Below are 16,389 nucleotides of genomic sequence, written 5' to 3'. Positions count from 1 at the left end.
AGGTGAATTCCAGGGGTCGTCGCAACACGCATGATCAACTAGTAGCCGCGAGCAGCATAGCGAGACGCTCGGCTGGGGTCTCCCAGTCGAGCGTCTTTCTTGGTCTGGCGTTCAATTCAGCAGCGACGGCGTCGAGCTGGTCGCGCGTGTGGACCGACAGGTCGGTGCCCTTCGGGAAGTACTGGCGCAGCAGGCCGTTGGTGTTCTCGTTGGAGCCGCGCTGCCAAGGACTGGCCGGATCGCAGAAGTAGACCGGCATGTCGGCGGCGACGGAGAACTCGTGGTGACGGCCCATCTCACTGCCCTGGTCCCAGGTCAGAGAGCGCTTGAGATGGGCCGGCAGCGTCGCGACGGTGTCCAGCAGGGCGTCGCGCATGCGCTCGGCACTGCGGTCGGTCGGCAGGTGGACGAGCATCACGTAGCGAGTGGTGCGTTCGACCAGCGTGCCGATGGCCGAGCTGCCGTTCTTGCCGATGATGCAGTCCCCTTCCCAGTGGCCGGGGACGGCCCGGTCGTCAGCTTCGGCGGGCCGCTCGCTGATCATGACCATGGGCGTGCTGTAGCGGGGCTGGCGCTGCTGGGCCAGGCGACGGGGCTTGCGCATCGCGCGGCCGGTGCGCAGCGCCCGGGTCAGCTCGCGGCGCAGCTCGCCGCGGCCTTGGACGTAGAGAGCCTGGTAGATGGTCTCGTGGCACACGTGCATCTCCGCCCGCTCGGGAAAGGTCCGGCGCAGGCTCTGGACGATCTGCTCCGGGCTCCAGCGCTTGTGCAGGTGCTCCTGAATGTAGGCCCGTAACTCCGGGTTCTGCCCGATCTTGCTGGGCTTGGGGCGGGGCCGGCGGGCGTCGGCGCGGGCCTGGGCCGCGTGCGGCCGGTACTGGCCGCCTGTGGGGTGCCGGTTGCGGCGGATCTCCCGGCTGATGGTGGACGGCGCACGGCCCATCTCGCGGGCGATCTCGCGGATCGACGCCTTCTCCCGTACCCGGTCGGCGATGTAGATCCGCTCGTCTTCCCGCAGATAGCGGGACTCACCTGGTGGGGGCACCGTCCGTGGTGCGGGCGGTGCCCCCTTGTTCCATTTGGTGCGGTTCCAGCCGTTCCGCCACCGCTTCCCGGTCCGGATGTTGATCCCAACGATCCGACACGCTTCCCGGCTGCTGAAACCTTGATCCATAAGCCGGAAGTATTCCTCCCGCTCACGGATCAGCTTCTTCGGGCCCTGCGGAGATCGGATCTTGCGGATCTCGAACTCTTCCATCGCACTCCCCAACCTGGGGTGTTGCGACGACCGCTAGAAGGAAAGGGAGATCCGGGACGGGGGCCTTCGAATGAACCTGGGTGAGGACTACGCCTCGAGCTCGGCCGTGAGGCCGCGCGTGAGGTTCGGGTCGACCGGGACGCCGGGGCCCATGGTGGTGGAGAAGGTGACCTTCTTCAGGTACCGGCCCTTGGCCGCCGACGGCTTGAGACGCAGCACCTCGTCGAGAGCGGCGGCGTAGTTCTCGATGAGCTGAAGCTCGGGGAACGACGTCTTGCCGATGATGAAGTGCAGGTTCGCCTGCCGGTCGGTGCGGAACTCGATCTTGCCGCCCTTGATCTCGGTCACGGCCTTGGCGACGTCGGGCGTCACGGTGCCGGTCTTGGGGTTCGGCATGAGACCACGCGGGCCGAGGACGCGGCCCAGGCGGCCGACCTTGCCCATGAGGTCGGGCGTGGCGACCACGGCGTCGAACTCGTTGAGCCTGTTGCCCTTGGCGATCTCGTCGATCAGCTCGTCGGCGCCGACGATGTCGGCGCCCGCCTCGCGGGCAGCCTCGGCACGGTCACCGGTCGCGAAGACCAGGACCCGGGCGGTCTTACCGGTGCCGTGCGGGAGGTTGACCGTGCCGCGCACGATCTGGTCGGCCTTGCGAGGGTCGACGCCCAGTCGCAGCGCCACTTCGACGGTGGCGTCGAACTTGGTGGTGGACGTCTCCTTGGCCAGCTTCGCGGCCTCGGCGGGCGTGTAGAGCTTGTCGCGGTCGACCTTGGCCGTCGCGTCCTTGTGCGCCTTGCTGCGCTTCATTGCATGACTCCTGAGTGGTCTGCGGGCCCCGGTCGCTCGGACGGGGTCCTCCCACAAGAGGGCTCCCAAGCCCTCCTACGGACTTGGGGAAATTACTCGGCTACGGTGATGCCCATCGACCGGGCGGTGCCGGCGATGATCTTCTCGGCCGCCTCGATGTCGTTGGCGTTGAGGTCGGGCATCTTGGTCTCGGCGATGCTGCGCAGCTGCTCGCGGGAGAGCTTGCCGACCTTCTCCTTGTGCGGGACCGCACTGCCCTTGTCGAGACCCAGCGCCTTCTTGATCAGCTCGGGCGCCGGCGGCGTCTTCGTGACGAAGGTGAAGCTGCGGTCTTCGAAAATGGTGATCTCAACGGGGATGATGTTGCCCCGCTGGGCCTCCGTGGCAGCGTTGTACTGCTTGACGAAGTCCATGATGTTGACGCCGTGCGGACCGAGGGCGGTACCGACCGGCGGAGCCGGGGTGGCCTGGCCAGCGGGAAGCTGAACCTTGACCAGCGCGGCAATCTTCTTCTTCGGAGGCATTTGTCCTTCTCCGGGTCGAATTGCAGTGCCGTCCGGCCCGCGGTTGCGGCCCGGACATGTCGGAAGGCCGCCCTTCGCGAGAGGCGGCCAACCGAACGTCTAAGTGTATGTGATCGTCTTAGATCTTCGAGACCTGGTTGAACGAGAGCTCCACCGGGGTCTCGCGGCCGAAGATCGAGACGAGGACCTTGAGCTTCTGCGACTCGGGGCTGATCTCGCTCACCGAGGCGGGCAGCGTGGCGAACGGGCCGTCCATGACCGTGACGGACTCGCCGATCTCGAACTCGACGGTCGGGCCCGTGGCGGTCTTGGCCGTGGCCTTCTTGCTCTCCTCGGTCGGCTCGGGCGCCAGCAGCTTGGCGACCTCGTCGAGGCTGAGCGGGCTCGGCTTGTTCGACAGGCCCACGAACCCGGTCACGCCGGGCGTGTTGCGGACCGCGGCCCAGGACTCGTCGGTCAGCTCCATGCGCACCAGCACGTAGCCGGGCAGCACACGCTCCTTGACCGGGACCTTCTTGCCGCTCTTGAACTCCTGGACGGTGTGCGTGGGCACCTCGACCTGGTAGATGTAGTCCTCCATGTTGAGCGACACGTTGCGGCTCTCGATGTTGGACTTCACCCGGTTCTCGTAACCGGCGTAGGAGTGGATCACGTACCACTCACCGGGGAGCCCGCGCAGCGAGCGCTTGAACTCCTCGACGGGATCGACGTCAGGGTCGACCTCACCGACTTCGTCGACGGTGGGAGCCTCGTCGGCGGGCTCTTCTTCGCCCTCGGCGACCTCGGCCTCGTCGACGGTCTCCTCAGCGGCCTCTACGGCCTCTTCCGACTCGTCGCCCCACTCGTCGCGGGGCTCCTCCGCCGGCACTGAAGACTCGGACACGGTGACTCTTCCTCTTTCGTCGTATCGAATGGCGACTCCGTCAGCGACACCGGCGGGGTCAGGCTCAGGCCCCGTCGCCGCCGAAGATCCGGAGGACGGCCCAGCCGAGAGCGGCATCGAGCCCGTACACGATCGCCACCATGATCAGAACGAATATCAGAACGACCGTGGTGTAGGTGATGAGATCCTTGCGTGTCGGCCAGATGACCTTACGAAGCTCGTTGACGACCTGCCGGTAGAAAAGGGCAGGCGAAGTGCGTGTCTTCTTCTCGCCACTAGGCTTGCCTGCGGTCTCGCCGCGCGTGTCGATCGCCACAGTCCTCACCTGAATCTGTCGTATCCAACGCAGTTTTGCGGCGCGCTTACACGCCTCGTTTGCGCGGACCGCACTCGCAGGGCACGAGGGACTCGAACCCCCAACCGCCGGTTTTGGAGACCGGTGCGCTACCAATTGCGCCAGTGCCCTATGTCGTCAACCACACTACCCTGATCGACTCACTGCCTGGACCGAACCTCCGTCGACATGCGGCGGTACGACCAGGCGAAATCATACGGGGGAATGACCGTTACGTCGAACCGGAACCTGATCGCCCAGGTCACGACCGCGTTGGAGCCGCGTGGGAGCATGGAGGCATGTCCACCCGACCCCGTATCTCCACCAGAATTTCCTCGATTTCCGAGTCCGCCACACTCGCCGTGGACGCCAAGGCGAAGGCGATGAAGGCGGCGGGACGCCCGGTCATCGGCTTCGGCGCGGGCGAGCCCGACTTCCCGACGCCCGGCTACATCGTGGACGCCGCCGTGGCGGCGGCCCGCGACCCGCGTCACCACAAGTACACCCCGGCCGGCGGGCTGCCCGAGCTCAAGCAGGCCATCGCCGCCAAGACGCTGCGCGACTCCGGCTACCGGGTCGAGGCGTCGCAGGTCCTGGTCACCAACGGCGGCAAGCAGGCCGTCTACCAGGCGTTCGCGACGCTGCTCGACCCGGGCGACGAGGTCCTGGTCGTGGCGCCGTACTGGACCACCTACCCCGAGGCGATCAAGCTGGCCGGTGGCGTGCAGGTGGACGTGGTCACCGACGAGTCCACCGGATACCTCGCGAGCGTCGAGCAGCTGGAGGCGGCGCGCACCGAGCGCACGAAGGTGCTGCTGTTCGTCTCGCCGTCCAACCCGACGGGCGCCGTCTACTCGCGCGAGCAGACGATCGCGATCGGCCGCTGGGCCGCGGAGCACGGCCTGTGGGTCGTCACCGACGAGATCTACGAGCACCTGACGTACGGCGGCGCCGAGTTCACCAGCATCGCCACCGCCGTGCCCGAGCTCGGCGACCGGGTGGTGATCCTGAACGGCGTGGCCAAGACGTACGCGATGACCGGCTGGCGGGTGGGCTGGCTGATCGGCCCGTCCGACGTGGTCAAGGCGGCCACGAACCTGCAGTCGCACGCCACGTCCAACGTCTCGAACGTCTCCCAGATGGCCGCGCTCGCCGCCGTCTCCGGCGACCTGTCGGCGGTGGCCGAGATGCGCGCGGCCTTCGACCGGCGCCGCCAGACGATGGTTCGGATGCTCAACGAGATCCCGGGCGTGTTGTGCCCGGAACCGAAGGGGGCGTTCTACGTATATCCCTCGGTCAAGGAGCTGATCGGCAAGGAGCTGCGCGGGCGGCGGCCGCAGTCGTCGGCCGAGCTGGCCGAGCTGATCCTGGAGGCGGCCGAGGTCGCGGTGGTGCCCGGTGAGGCGTTCGGCACGCCTGGCTACTTCCGCCTGTCGTACGCGCTGGGCGACGACGACCTGGTCGAGGGCGTCAGCCGGATGGCCAAGCTGCTGTCGGAAGCGCACTGACGAGTGAGTCGGCGGCGGGGCCCGCATGGAGCCTCGCCGCCGGTTCATGAGCTTTCCGGCGTCGGGTCGTTCGGGCCTGGCACGAAGATGCCGTCGAGCACGTCGCGCAGCTTGCCCGCGAGATCGTCGCTGACCTGCACGCGCACGCCGAATCCCGGGCGTTCCAGCCACATGACGACCCGTCGCTGCGGCGAGCCGTCGGCGAGGCGCACCCATCCCTCGTAGGCGGGTTTGTGGTGCTCTGTCGTGCGGCGGAGCTCCACCGGCCGCTCGCCCGGCGGCCAGGCGGTCTCGGCGAGCTCGTCCAGCGTGTCCGCGCCGGTGATCGTCTCGACGCGCAGCAGGCGTCCGTCGACGTCGCGCCAGTCCACGCCGCGCGCGCCGTGCCGCTCGGTCACCTGGCCGCCGGTCTCCAGCCATTGCGGGACGAACCCGACGTCGATCCCCTCGAACACGGCCCCCGCGCGGGGAGGGACCGGGACGATCCCGGCGAGTATCCGGTCCAGTTCGTCCGCCAGGTTCCCGGTGACGCTGAGCGCGAACGTCTGCCCGGTGGGCGCCGTCCACACCCGGGCGTCCCCCGTCAGGGCGGGGTGCACGTTGCGGCCGTTGACCTGGGTCGGCGGGCCGAGCCGCAGGCCCTTCAGCTCGTCGGCCCACCGGGCCAGGTCGAGCCCGGGCCGCCGTTCCGAGTACAGGGCCACGGCCCGGCCGTCCGCGCCCTCCCAGCGCTTGACCCGCGGGTGGACGTCCGCGCCGCCGAGTTCAGACACGCCGGAGAGGTGCACGCCGTCCGGCAGGTAGCCGATGCGCATGCCCTCGAAGACGCCGCCGGCCGGGCCCGTCGGGTCGGCGGGCCGCAGCCCTTCCGCCACGGGACGCAGGTACTCCGTGCGGCGCTCGCCGACGGTGACGCGCAGCAGCAGGCCGGGCCGTTCCATCCAGAGGAGGTCGGTGCCCCCGTGGGCCAGCCGTCCCGCCCTGCCCCTGACGCTGGTGGGGCTGCCCTGCGCCCCCTCGCCCAGCAGGCGGAGCCGGCCGAGGTCGGCCGGGTTCACCACGCCGGCGCCGCGGTAGACGGTGACGCGGATCAGGTCGCCACCGGAGCCCCAGGTCATCGTGGCGCCGCGCAGGGATCCGTGCGTGACGCGTCCAGGACGGGCGGTGCCCGGGTCGGGCGGCAGCCCGACCACCTCGACCTGGTCCACGACCGCGGCCACGACGGGCGCGGGCCTCGCCGACGTGAAGAACACGAGGAATCCCGCCGCCATGGCGAGCGCCACCGACACCGCGGCGAACCGCGTCCTGGCCCGGCGCCGCGACCCGCGCACCGCCCTGGACGCCAGGTCGGGCGTGGCGCGCAGTTCCGCGGTGTCCTCGGCCATCGCCCTGCGCAGCTCCTGCTCAAGCATCCTCGGACACTCCCTCCAGCACGACCATTCCGCGCAGCTTGGCCAGCCCCTTGGCGGCCTGGCTCTTGACCGTCCCGATCGAGCAGCCGAGCACCTCGGCCGTCTGCGCCTCGGTCAGGTCCTCCCAGAACCGCAGCACCAGCACCGCCCGCTGCCTGGGCGGCAGCGCCCGCAGGCCCTCGCTGAGCACCTGCCTGAGCTCGACGCCGCCGGTCGGCGCGGGCACGGGCGGCTCGGGCAGCGTGCCCGTGGGGATGATCCGCAGGATCGCCCTGCGCCGCGCCCGGCTGATCGCCGTGTTGACGATGATCTTGCGTACGTACGGTTCAGGGTCGGCGCCCGCGCGCAGCCGCGACCAGTGGCGGCAGGCGCGTTCGAGCGCGGTCTGCAGCACGTCCTCGGCCTCGTCCCTGGCGCCGCCGGCCTGGCCGCACGTCAGGTACGCCAGCCGCAGCAGGCTCGTGCCCCGGGCCGCGACGAACTCCGCGAACCCCATCGGACTGTCCATGACCTCTACCTACGCCCGAACCGCCCAAAGGGTTGCCCGAACGCCCCGAACACCGGGCGCCCGGTCACTTGACGCCGGCCGCGACCTTGCTGATCTGGGCGGCCACGCCCGGGGTGGCGGCCAGGTAGACGGCCACGCCCGGCCGGTCGAGCCACAGATGATGACGCAGGCCGCCGCGGGTGTTCCAGCGCAGCGCCGGTTTCCCCTGGTACGCGGTCAGCCGGGAGCCGGCCACCAGCGTGGCGAACTGCTCGGCCGTGCGCACCCCGCACACCACGCCCACGCGAAGCTGCTCGTCACCGTCGCGCCAGAGCACGCCCCTGACCTTGAGCCGGCGGCGCAGCGAGCCCAGCCGCGCGAACGAGCCCGCCCGCTCCAGATTCTCGGCCGGTGCGGGGATCACCACCTTGCGGGTGCCGCAGGCCAGCGTCACGCCCTTGCGCGCGACCGCCTTCTGCGACGGCGACGGCGTCACCGCCGCGGGTTCCGCCGCGCCGCACGCGGACAACCCGAGCACGAGGACGATCGCCGCAAGACGCCGCATCGCTCCCCCGTGACTGTCATGAGATATCTGGGAAAAGGCTCCTAGTCTCCTACAGGAGCCTTGACCGAGGCGGCAATAGCCAGCAGCTCTTTGCCCAGCGATTCGCTCACGCGGATCCACGCTCCGGTGCCCACGCGCTCCAGCCAGACGATCATCCGGCCGCCGCTGGGGTGCTTGCCCACCACCGCCGGCTTGCCGCGGATCGTGGTCGCGCGGGCGTTCAGCAGTGTGGTCCTGGCTCGGTAGCCGTCCCAGTCGGCGGCTACCCTACCGTGCTCCACCTGCGCTTCCACGAATCCGTCCGCCGAACCGAACCTGGCCCAGCCGCCGGCCACGCCGGGCTCGGGCTCGATCGCCCCGCCGCCGGTGCGTTCGAGCCCGGCGGGCAGGTAGGTGAGCCAGAAGTTGTCGGAGATCACCGCGAGCGCCGTCCCCGAGGCGCTCGCGGTGTGCCGTGGCGTGGCGGGGGGTGAGGTGCTGCCGACCGAGCCCGACGCGTCGTCGCCTGTCGCCGCCGCTTGCTGCGGTGTGGGCGACGGCACCCGGGCCGGCGGGGCCGCCAGGGCGGAGACGGGTACCGGAACGGGTTCGGGCGGCTGCGCCACGGGCCGCTGGATTCGCCCGAAACCTGAGGAGAAGAGTCCGTAAATGATGGCACCCGTCACACCCAGCGCGGTCAGCGCGAGTAACGCACGCCATCCCTGCCCGCTCATCTGACCCTCAGGCGTCATGAAGGGTTGATCCCCAATTTGCCCCATCCATACCGCTGGTTCAGCCGGTGGCTGTGATCTCTTCGGCGATCTTCTTGTGGCCGGTCTCTCCGTCCACCCGCTTCAGGCAGCCGGGGCGACCTCCCCGACGCGCGAATCCGGCCGCGGGTTGAGTGGCAAGATATGGAAATGCCACGGCCTCTACATTCGCTCCCGAAGGCTCACCTGCACCTGCACTTCACCGGCTCGATGCGGCACTCGACGCTGATCGAACTGGCCAGGGAACAGGGACTGCACCTGCCTGACGCGCTCGAAGAGGACTGGCCGCCCAAGCTGCGGGCCACCGACGAACGCGGCTGGTTCCGCTTCCAGCGGCTCTACGACATCGCCAGGTCCGTGCTGAGCACTCCCGAGCACGTCTACCGGCTGATGCGCGAGACCGCCGAGGACGAGGCCGCCGCCGGGTCGCGGTGGCTGGAGATCCAGGTCGATCCGTCCGGGTTCGCGCAGCGCTTCGGCGGGCTCACCGCCACGCTCGAACTCATGCTGGACGCCGTCGCCAAGGCCGCCGAGCACGCCCGGGTGGGCATGGCGGTGGTCGTGGCGGCGAACCGGACCAAGCACCCGCTCGACGCCAACACCCTGGCCAGGCTCGCCGCCCAGTACGCGGGCAAGGGCGTGGTCGGCTTCGGGCTGTCCAACGACGAGCGGCGCGGCGAGGCACGCGAGTTCGAGCGCGCGTTCAGGATCGCCAAGCGCGCCGGGCTGCTGGCCGTGCCGCACGGCGGCGAGCTGCTCGGGCCGCGCAGCGTCGCCCAGTGCGTGGACGACCTGGCCGCCGACCGCGTCGGCCACGGCGTACGCGCCGCCGAGGACCCGCGGCTGATGGAACGCCTGGCCGACCGGCAGATCTGCTGCGAGGTCTGCCCCACGTCCAACGTGGGCCTGGGCGTGGCCGAGCGGGCCGGCGACGTACCGGTGCGGCGGCTGTTCGACGCCGGGGTGCCCATCGCGCTGGGCTCCGACGACCCGCTGCTGTTCGGCGCGCGGCTGCTGCGCCAGTACGAGCTGGCCCGCGACACCTACGGCTTCACCGACGCCGAGATCTCCGAGCTGGCCAGGCAGTCGATCAGGTCGTCCACGGCGCCCGAGTCGGTGCGCAAGGAGCTGCTGACGGAGATCGACGGCTGGCTGGTCAGTTCACCGGAGTGATTCGGCAGGCTCACCGGAGTGATTCGGCCAGCTCGATCGCGCGTTCCCTGCTCCCCGCGCCTTCCAGCCGGAAGCCGACCGTGTCCCGCTGCCAGATGAGCGTGGGCTCGGCCTGGCGCAGCGGCAGCACCGAGCCGTCCTCGCGCCACAGGTAGCCGAGCGGATGTTCGCCGGGCACCCACCACGCCTGCCGCCCGCCGACCTGGACGTACTCGGGTCCTGGCGGCCCGAGTTTCTTGAAGAAGAACGGGCTGACCCCGCCGTCGAACTGGTCGAGCCTGATGCCGCCCGGCCAGAACATCGAGACCACGCGGCCGGCGTCGGCGACGGTGGTCTTCTCTGGCGGTCCGAGCGCGGTGATGGTCCTGACCGGGAACTTCGCCCGGCCGCCGAGGTCGCTCGGCGGGACGGTGCGTTCGCCCGGCAGCGGCGCGGTGGTGGTGACGGGTGGCGGGGTGGTCTCCCCGACCTGCAGCTCGATGCCGGCGAAGCGCAGGATCCGCGCCACGGCCGCCCGGCCCTGGGGGGTGGCCGCGGTGACGGCGACGATCGCGAGAACGACCGCCGTCACCACCTTCCACCTGGTCCGCCGGGACCACCCGGGACGCGTGGGACGCCCGGCCGGCCGATGCCGCCTGACGGGCGCCCCGCCGGACACCTCGTCGGGGGCTTCGCCGGGCGTTTCATCGGGGGCTTCGTCGGGAGATTCGTCGGGCGCTTCGCTGGAGGCTTCGCCGGGCGCTTCGTCGGGGGATTCCAGGCGGGCGCGGACGCGGGCGGCCACGTCCGCGGGCGGCGGTGCGGGCGCGTCGAGGTCGAGCAGCCCGCCGAGCGCCAGCAACTCGGCCTCCAGCTCAGAGGCGGGTTCAGAGGCTGGCCCAGGGGCTGGCACGGAGCCTGGGACGGAGTCGGACGCAGGCGTCGGCTCGTCGGAAGGGTCGCGCTCATCCGAGTTCATCGCCCACCTCCTCCCTCAGCCGGGCCAGCCCCCGATGCGTGCTGGACTTGACGGTGCCGACGGGCCAATCGAGCACCTGGGCGGTCTCCGCTTCGGTCAGCTGTAAGAAGTACCGGCACACGACGGCCTGACGTTCCCGTTCGGGCAGCCCGCGCACCGCCGCCAGCAGCCGGGCCCGCCGGTCGGTGGCGACCGCCGCGCCTTCGGGATCGTCCGGCGACCTGACGTCGGCGGTGGCGCTCAGCCGCACCGCCAGCTCGGACCTACGCCCGCGCGACCGGGTCAGGTTGTGCGTCTCGTTCGCGACGATACGCAACAACCACGGGCGGAACGGCGCGTCCCGCCGGAAGCTCGACAGATGCCTGAACGCCTTGACGAACGCCTCCTGCACCACGTCCTCGGCCTCGTCGCCGGCCCCGAGCATGGCGGCCGTGCGATGGGCGAGCGTGCTGTAGCGAGCGACCAGCACCTCATAGGCCGCCAGGTCACCTTCGAGCGCACGGGCAATCGCCTCGTCGTCGTCCATGTCGGGTCAGATTCCACCGTATTCGAGGCCGCCGGGGGAAGAGCGTTTGACCGTCGGCCTTCGATCTGGGCACTAGACTCAGGCAAATCCGTGTGCCCCCTCGAAGGAACGGGACTATGTCTTCTGGGTATGACCGTGTAGTGCAACCGGCGGCCGGTGACGAGGCCCTGGAGAACCACCTGGGTGGGGACGAGGCCAAGAACTATCGGCAGTACGAGTTCGACATGGTCGCCCCGCACGTCGGCCGTTCCATGCTGGAGATCGGCTCCGGTCTGGGCCACTTCGCCGAGCAGTTCCTGCCGCGGCTCGACCGGCTCGTGGTCAGCGACTTCGACCCGTACTGCGTGGAGCAGCTGCAGAAGCGCTTCGCCGGCCGCGACGAGATCGACGTCCTGCAGTTCGGCCTGCCGACCGAGATCCCGCTCAAGGACAAGGTCGACACGGTCGTGCTCATGAACGTGCTGGAGCACATCGAGGACGACGCGGAAGCCCTCCGCTCGCTGGCCCGCGTCACGCTCCCGGGCGGCCGCATCGTGATCTGGGTGCCCGGCTACATGCAGCTGTACGGAGACTTCGACCGCAAGGTCGGCCACGTGCAGCGCTACACCCCCAAGACCCTGCGCGCCACGGTCGCCAAGGCCGGTCTCGACATCGACGTGCTCAAGCCGATCAACTTCCTGGGCGGCATCGCCTGGTGGGCGGCGGTCCGCCGGGGCGGCGTCGGCTACCCGGACCCGCGCCTGGTCAAGATCTACGACCGTACGGTGGTGCCGGCGACCCGGCTCATCGAGCGGTTCATCCGCCCGCCCTTCGGCCAGACCGTCTTCTGCGTCGCCCGCGTCCCCAAGTGACCTCGCGCGGCCCGGCCTCAGCGCCCGATCGGCGCTAAGTACAGGGCGGCCAGGCGAGGCAGCCGCCGGGTCATCTCCGCGACGTCGTCGAAGTCGAAGTTCCACTCGGGATCGAGTTCCGGGTACCGGACGGTGAAGGAGCCGGCCGGAGGTTCCGCACCCGTCGCCGCGACGTGTGCCCGCCGGGCGACGCCCAGCATCTCCTCGCACTCGAGGTCTTCGCCGTTCTCCGCCGCCGCTCTGACGACCGGCAGTTCGGCCAGCGTGTCGGGGTCGGCGACGGCGCGTTCGAACACTTCACGCCCCTGGCTGATCAGCCAGCCGCGGAAGTAGTCGAAGAGGTCGTCGGAGCAGCCACCGTTGATCAGGTAGGCGGCGGCCCAGAGGGGGTTGCGGTAGGACGCGGCCATCAGATCCCAGAACACCCGCTCAGCCGCGGCGATCTCCGCCGGTGGCAGCGCCGCCAGCGACGCGGTGAGCCGGTCGGGAACCGCGTCGCCGGTGGGGTCGGAGACCTGGGCGCGGGTGTCCTCGATCATCTTCCAGAACCGGGAGGTGTCCATGGCGGGAAAGCATGCCAGCCGGCACCGACAAGACGCGGCCAAGACGCGGCTCAGACGGCGAAGAGCAGGGCGGCGCTGACCAGGATGGCGACGGCGGTCGCGAAGTGCACGCCGAACGCCACCGCCTTGGCGCCGCCGTTGCGCAGCACGATCAGGGTGTCGCCCAGCGGGAGCAGCGCGACGACCAGCATGAACACCGCCTCCGCGTGGGGACCGGCGAAGATCAGCAGGGCCAGGCCGAGCAGCCCGTAGGTGCCGTCGCGCAATCCCTTGATCGTCAGGTACGCGCCGTCCTCCTTCGCGGGGACGCCGTACCCCGCGGCGGCGGCGCGCGGCGTGAACAGGAAGCGCGCGCCGATGAGCAGGCAGAGCAGGTTCAGGGCGATGGCGAGGCCGTAGGCGATGGTGACGAGCATGACTTCTCCAAAAATTTTCTAGCACTGCTAGGAGCAGAATTGACGCTAGCAGAGCATTGCCCCTGGCGCTAGCGGTGCTAGATTTCTGAGCATGTCGATTCAGGCACGCAAGGAGCGTGAACGCGCCCAGCGCGAGAAACTGATCATCACGGCCGCGCGCGAGCTGGCCGAGGCCGAGGGCTGGGAGGCAGTGACCACCCGCCGGCTGGCCGAGCGCGTCGAGTACAGCCAGCCCGTCCTGTACAGCCACTTCAAGGGCAAGGACGCGATCATGACGGCCGTCGCTTTGGAGGGCTTCGGGGTCATGGCGGAAGAGCTGGACGCGGCCGCCCGCCAGGTTCCCGACCCGGCCCAGGCACTCGCCCGCATCAGCGCCGCCTACGTGGCGTTCGCCGAGCAGCGCCCGGCGCTCTACGACGCCATGTTCCGCCAGAGCGTCGACCTGCCCTTCGCCACGCCGCAGGCGCCGGCCACCCTGCACGCGTCGTTCAACACGATCGCCGCGGCCATCGCCCCGCACGCGGACGGCGACGACGTCGGCCTGCTGACCGAGACGTTCTGGGCCGCCCTGCACGGCCTGGTGACCCTGATGCGCGGCGGCCGGCTCCCGCGCGAATACCACGACCACCGGCTCGCGCTGCTCCTGGCCCGTTTCACCAAGTAGAGCGCTTGAACATTTCGTTCAAAACAACTTGTTGACAACACGAAGTTTGCACGGCATCGTGATGGCATGGCTTCCACGACGCGGTCGTCCGACGACCCCTTCACGGCTCCCGACCCCAACCAGACCCGGGCCCAGCGCGAGGTCGAAGCCTTGTTCAGGATCGCCGGGCGGCACGCGGCCGATTCGCAGGCACGCTCGCGCCAGGTGCATCCGGACGTTCTCGGCCCGCACGAGGCCGTCCGGCTCGTCACCTTCCTGCTCTCCGGCGCGGCCCCGGCCATGGACGGCGAGGCGGAGGTGGACCGGGCCGACCTGATGGCGGCGCTGACCCTGCTCCCCCGGGCCCGCGCCGAGTTCGACGACCTGGAGACGGCGCTGCTGGAGATGGCCAGGGGCCGCGGCATGACCTGGCAGGAGATCGCGTTCGGTCTCGGCCTGGGCAGCCCGCAGGCCGCCCGCCAGCGTCACGAACGGCTCACCGAGCGGGCCGCCGCCGACGGCGCCACCGCCCCCTAGCGGGCTACTCGCCGGGCTACTCGCCGCGCTGCTCGTCGACCAGTTCGGCGAACTCAGCCTCGGTGGCGGCGAACTTCGTGATGCCGTTCGCCGGGTCCGTGGTCACGTAGTAGAGCCAGGGCCCGGCGGCCGGCCGCAGCGCGGCCCTGATGGCGTCCTCGCCCGGGTTGCCGATGGGCCCGGGCGGCAAGCCAACGCGCTGGTAGGTGTTGTACGGCGACGGGCTCTTGAGATCCCGCGCGCGCAGCGTGCCGGTGGCCTGCTCGCCCAGGCCGTACCTGACCGTGCTGTCGATCTGCAGCCGCATCTTCCTGTTCAGCCGGTTGTGGATGACCCGGGCGATCTTGGGCATGTCCTCGGCCCGGCCCGCCTCGGCCTGGACGATGCTGGCGATGGTCAGCACCTCCAGCGGTGTCCGGCCGGCCCGCCGGGCGCCGGCGACCAGGCCGGTGTCCTCGGCCGCCGCTGCGAACCGGGTCAGCATCGTCCTGAGGATCTCGTCGGGGCCGGCGGTGGGCGAGAACTCGTAGACGCCGGGGAAGGCGAACCCTTCGAGCTTCCCCCCGGCATAGGACGGCAGGCCGAGCGCCGCGCCGTCCGCGGCGGCCCGTTCGAACTCCGCCACCGGCCGGCCGGTGCGCGACGACAACTCCGCGAAGAGCCGCGAGAGCCGCGTGCCCGCCGCCACGGTCACGCGCACGTCCGGCCGCGAGAGAGCGGTCGGCGGCCCGGCGACGTCGCCTGGCGCCCGCGACGACGGCCCGTGCACCACGACCGCGGCGCCGATCGCGATCGCGGCCACGGCCGACGCCGCCACCAGGGCGAGCCCGCGGCCACGGGAACGGCGCTCGCGAACCCGGAGAAAACGGTCGGGCGCGGGTGGCCGCTCCTCGTCGGCCATGTCGGTGAGGGTCTCACGCAGCAGGTTCTCGAGGTTCATCCGAACTCCCTCACCGTGGTCAGTTCCGGCGCCGTCCGCTTCAGGCGTTCCGGGGAGCGGTAGATCTGGCTGCGTACCGACCCGACCCGGATGCCGAGCAACCGCGCGATCTCGGTCTCGGAGAGGTCCTCGAAGTAGCGCAGCACGAGCATGGTCCGCTGTCTGGGGGTGAGCCGGGCGAGCGCCGCGCGCATCACCATGCGCAGGTCCGCGGCGTCGGCGTGCCCGTCGCCGGCCGGGTCGGGCAGCCGGCCGGTGGACACCTCCGCCACCCGTGAGCGCCGCCGCCACCAGCTCACCTGCTCGTGGTACATGACTCGGCGGACGTAGCCCTCGACGGCGGCGGGATCGCGCAGACCGCGCCACTTCGCGGCCGTCTTGGCCAGGGCCGACTGCACCAGGTCCTCGGCGGCGTGCCGGTCGCCGGTCAGGAGGTACGCGGTGCGGAACAACGCCCCCGACCGGTCGACGACGAACTGCCGGAAGTCCGCATCAAATCCTGGATCCACCCATCCTCCTCGCGCCGTTCACAGGCAAGGACGTGGGCAGCGCCTCGATCTATGCCGGCCGGGCCGGGATTCTCACAGCCGGTGCGCCTACGACGGCTGGGGCGGGTCCTCGCCCACCAGGCCGTCCACCGCCTCGCGGAACAGGTCCGCGTGACCCACGTGCCTGGCGTATTCGTCGTGCAGGTCGACCAGGACGCGGCGCACGTTGGGCGGCGGCCCTCCGCGGCTGGGCGTGAACCCGGCGGGCCGGTCGAGACCGCCGTCGGCCAGCACCTTGTCGACGGCGGCCCGGGTGCGCGCGACGGCCTCGCGCCAGCGGGTGTAGAGCTCATCGGGCGTGTCAGCGGCGGCGGACTGCCATTCCCAGCCGTTCTCGGCGGTGTCCCAAGGCGCCGTGGGCCGCTCACCGAACAACCGCCAGGTCGCCGTGTCGTCCTCGACCCGCGTCAGGTGCTTGATCAGCCCGCCGAGGGTCATCGAGCTCGGCGGCTGCGGCCGGTTCAGCGCGGCAGCGTCCAGCCCGCCGGTCTTCCAGGCGAACATGGCGCGGGAACGGTCCAGCGCGAACCGCAACATCTCCACTTCGCCCGCGGTCAGGGATGGTTCGTTGATGATGGTGTCATCGGTCATGACGTGCACCCTAGACCAGGTGCCGGAACGTCCAGGGCGCCGTCAGCCTTCCACTGAAAACGCGAACCGCCCCACGCGTGGAGGAACGTGGGGCGGGTCGGCCGGGCGGGAGGAGT

General features: G+C 70.5%; 21 protein-coding genes and 1 tRNA gene. 5 read left to right on the top strand and 17 right to left on the bottom strand.

Annotation, left to right across the window (positions count from 1 at the left end):
• Positions 1 to 34: 34 nt before the first annotated feature.
• From HII36_RS02880 to HII36_RS02855, 6 genes are all read right to left on the bottom strand, one after another.
• Positions 35 to 1,258, bottom strand: coding sequence for an IS30 family transposase (locus HII36_RS02880; RefSeq protein ID WP_173521449.1), 1,224 nt, complete (start codon positions 1,256 to 1,258; stop codon positions 35 to 37).
• Between the two features lie 87 nt (positions 1,259 to 1,345).
• On the bottom strand, positions 1,346 to 2,065 hold the full coding sequence (rplA, locus tag HII36_RS02875) for a 50S ribosomal protein L1 (RefSeq protein ID WP_173521448.1): 720 nt from the start codon (positions 2,063 to 2,065) through the stop codon (positions 1,346 to 1,348).
• A 92-nt stretch (positions 2,066 to 2,157) separates the two neighbouring features.
• Complete coding sequence (rplK, locus tag HII36_RS02870) at positions 2,158 to 2,589, bottom strand: 50S ribosomal protein L11 (protein ID WP_173521447.1); 432 nt, start codon at positions 2,587 to 2,589, stop codon at positions 2,158 to 2,160.
• A gap of 118 nt (positions 2,590 to 2,707) precedes the next feature.
• Positions 2,708 to 3,472: a transcription termination/antitermination protein NusG gene (nusG, locus tag HII36_RS02865; RefSeq protein WP_173521446.1), complete on the bottom strand. Its 765-nt coding sequence runs from the start codon at positions 3,470 to 3,472 to the stop codon at positions 2,708 to 2,710.
• A gap of 64 nt (positions 3,473 to 3,536) precedes the next feature.
• Complete coding sequence (gene secE / locus HII36_RS02860; protein WP_173521445.1) at positions 3,537 to 3,788, bottom strand: preprotein translocase subunit SecE; 252 nt, start codon at positions 3,786 to 3,788, stop codon at positions 3,537 to 3,539.
• Between the two features lie 77 nt (positions 3,789 to 3,865).
• A tRNA-Trp gene (locus HII36_RS02855) sits at positions 3,866 to 3,938 on the bottom strand.
• A gap of 167 nt (positions 3,939 to 4,105) precedes the next feature.
• On the opposite strand from HII36_RS02855, the gene HII36_RS02850 reads away from it, so the two are divergent.
• Complete coding sequence (locus tag HII36_RS02850) at positions 4,106 to 5,314, top strand: pyridoxal phosphate-dependent aminotransferase (RefSeq protein WP_173521444.1); 1,209 nt, start codon at positions 4,106 to 4,108, stop codon at positions 5,312 to 5,314.
• 44 nt (positions 5,315 to 5,358) lie between these two features.
• On the opposite strand, the gene HII36_RS02845 is transcribed toward HII36_RS02850, so the two are convergent.
• The 4 genes from HII36_RS02845 to HII36_RS02830 all read right to left on the bottom strand — a co-directional run bounded on the left by HII36_RS02845 (position 5,359) and on the right by HII36_RS02830 (position 8,383).
• Entirely contained in the window at positions 5,359 to 6,726 is a 1,368-nt protein-coding gene (locus tag HII36_RS02845; protein WP_173521443.1) for a hypothetical protein, read from the bottom strand.
• Positions 6,719 to 7,234 (bottom strand): SigE family RNA polymerase sigma factor, encoded by a 516-nt coding sequence (locus HII36_RS02840; protein WP_173521442.1) that lies wholly within the window; start codon positions 7,232 to 7,234, stop codon positions 6,719 to 6,721. Before HII36_RS02840 ends, HII36_RS02845 begins: the two co-directional genes overlap by 8 nt.
• 64 nt (positions 7,235 to 7,298) lie before the next feature.
• A complete protein-coding gene (locus HII36_RS02835; protein ID WP_173521441.1) occupies positions 7,299 to 7,778 on the bottom strand; it encodes a hypothetical protein in 480 nt (159 codons plus the stop codon).
• A 41-nt stretch (positions 7,779 to 7,819) separates the two neighbouring features.
• A complete protein-coding gene (locus HII36_RS02830; RefSeq protein WP_173521440.1) occupies positions 7,820 to 8,383 on the bottom strand; it encodes a hypothetical protein in 564 nt (187 codons plus the stop codon).
• A gap of 288 nt (positions 8,384 to 8,671) precedes the next feature.
• On the opposite strand from HII36_RS02830, the gene HII36_RS02825 reads away from it, so the two are divergent.
• Positions 8,672 to 9,700, top strand: coding sequence for an adenosine deaminase (locus HII36_RS02825; protein WP_407940732.1), 1,029 nt, complete (start codon positions 8,672 to 8,674; stop codon positions 9,698 to 9,700).
• 10 nt (positions 9,701 to 9,710) lie between these two features.
• On the opposite strand, the gene HII36_RS02820 is transcribed toward HII36_RS02825, so the two are convergent.
• Positions 9,711 to 10,541: a hypothetical protein gene (locus HII36_RS02820; RefSeq protein WP_173521438.1), complete on the bottom strand. Its 831-nt coding sequence runs from the start codon at positions 10,539 to 10,541 to the stop codon at positions 9,711 to 9,713.
• Positions 10,542 to 10,644: 103 nt separating this feature from the next.
• Positions 10,645 to 11,184 carry an RNA polymerase sigma factor gene (locus tag HII36_RS02815; RefSeq protein WP_173521437.1) on the bottom strand — a complete coding sequence of 180 codons (540 nt, stop codon included), beginning with the start codon at positions 11,182 to 11,184 and terminating at the stop codon, positions 10,645 to 10,647.
• Between the two features lie 116 nt (positions 11,185 to 11,300).
• Between HII36_RS02815 and HII36_RS02810 the strand changes: the two genes are divergently transcribed.
• A complete protein-coding gene (locus HII36_RS02810) occupies positions 11,301 to 12,035 on the top strand; it encodes a class I SAM-dependent methyltransferase (RefSeq protein ID WP_173521436.1) in 735 nt (244 codons plus the stop codon).
• Positions 12,036 to 12,052: 17 nt separating this feature from the next.
• On the opposite strand, the gene HII36_RS02805 is transcribed toward HII36_RS02810, so the two are convergent.
• Both HII36_RS02805 and HII36_RS02800 read right to left on the bottom strand, forming a co-directional pair.
• On the bottom strand, positions 12,053 to 12,598 hold the full coding sequence (locus HII36_RS02805) for a DUF4240 domain-containing protein (protein ID WP_173521435.1): 546 nt from the start codon (positions 12,596 to 12,598) through the stop codon (positions 12,053 to 12,055).
• Positions 12,599 to 12,648: 50 nt separating this feature from the next.
• Positions 12,649 to 13,014 carry a DUF4267 domain-containing protein gene (locus tag HII36_RS02800; RefSeq protein WP_173521434.1) on the bottom strand — a complete coding sequence of 122 codons (366 nt, stop codon included), beginning with the start codon at positions 13,012 to 13,014 and terminating at the stop codon, positions 12,649 to 12,651.
• A gap of 91 nt (positions 13,015 to 13,105) precedes the next feature.
• Between HII36_RS02800 and HII36_RS02795 the strand changes: the two genes are divergently transcribed.
• Both HII36_RS02795 and HII36_RS02790 read left to right on the top strand, forming a co-directional pair.
• Positions 13,106 to 13,678, top strand: a complete 573-nt coding sequence (locus tag HII36_RS02795) for a TetR/AcrR family transcriptional regulator (protein ID WP_173521433.1) — start codon at positions 13,106 to 13,108, stop codon at positions 13,676 to 13,678.
• A 66-nt stretch (positions 13,679 to 13,744) separates the two neighbouring features.
• Positions 13,745 to 14,194, top strand: a complete 450-nt coding sequence (locus HII36_RS02790; protein ID WP_173521432.1) for a DNA-binding protein — start codon at positions 13,745 to 13,747, stop codon at positions 14,192 to 14,194.
• A 16-nt stretch (positions 14,195 to 14,210) separates the two neighbouring features.
• Here the strand turns inward: HII36_RS02790 and mltG are convergent, their stop codons facing one another.
• From mltG to HII36_RS02775, 3 genes are all read right to left on the bottom strand, one after another.
• Entirely contained in the window at positions 14,211 to 15,134 is a 924-nt protein-coding gene (mltG, locus tag HII36_RS02785; protein WP_173521431.1) for an endolytic transglycosylase MltG, read from the bottom strand.
• Positions 15,131 to 15,643: a SigE family RNA polymerase sigma factor gene (locus tag HII36_RS02780; protein ID WP_173521430.1), complete on the bottom strand. Its 513-nt coding sequence runs from the start codon at positions 15,641 to 15,643 to the stop codon at positions 15,131 to 15,133. The genes mltG and HII36_RS02780 overlap by 4 nt, the downstream gene beginning before the upstream one ends.
• 87 nt (positions 15,644 to 15,730) lie before the next feature.
• Positions 15,731 to 16,273 carry a mycothiol transferase gene (locus HII36_RS02775; RefSeq protein ID WP_173521429.1) on the bottom strand — a complete coding sequence of 181 codons (543 nt, stop codon included), beginning with the start codon at positions 16,271 to 16,273 and terminating at the stop codon, positions 15,731 to 15,733.
• Between the last annotated feature and the right edge of the window lie 116 nt (positions 16,274 to 16,389).

The sequence above is a fragment of the Nonomuraea antri genome, from assembly GCF_013283785.1.
GTDB classification, from domain to species: domain Bacteria; phylum Actinomycetota; class Actinomycetes; order Streptosporangiales; family Streptosporangiaceae; genus Nonomuraea; species Nonomuraea antri.
This window is presented reverse-complemented; position numbering and strand designations above follow the sequence as displayed.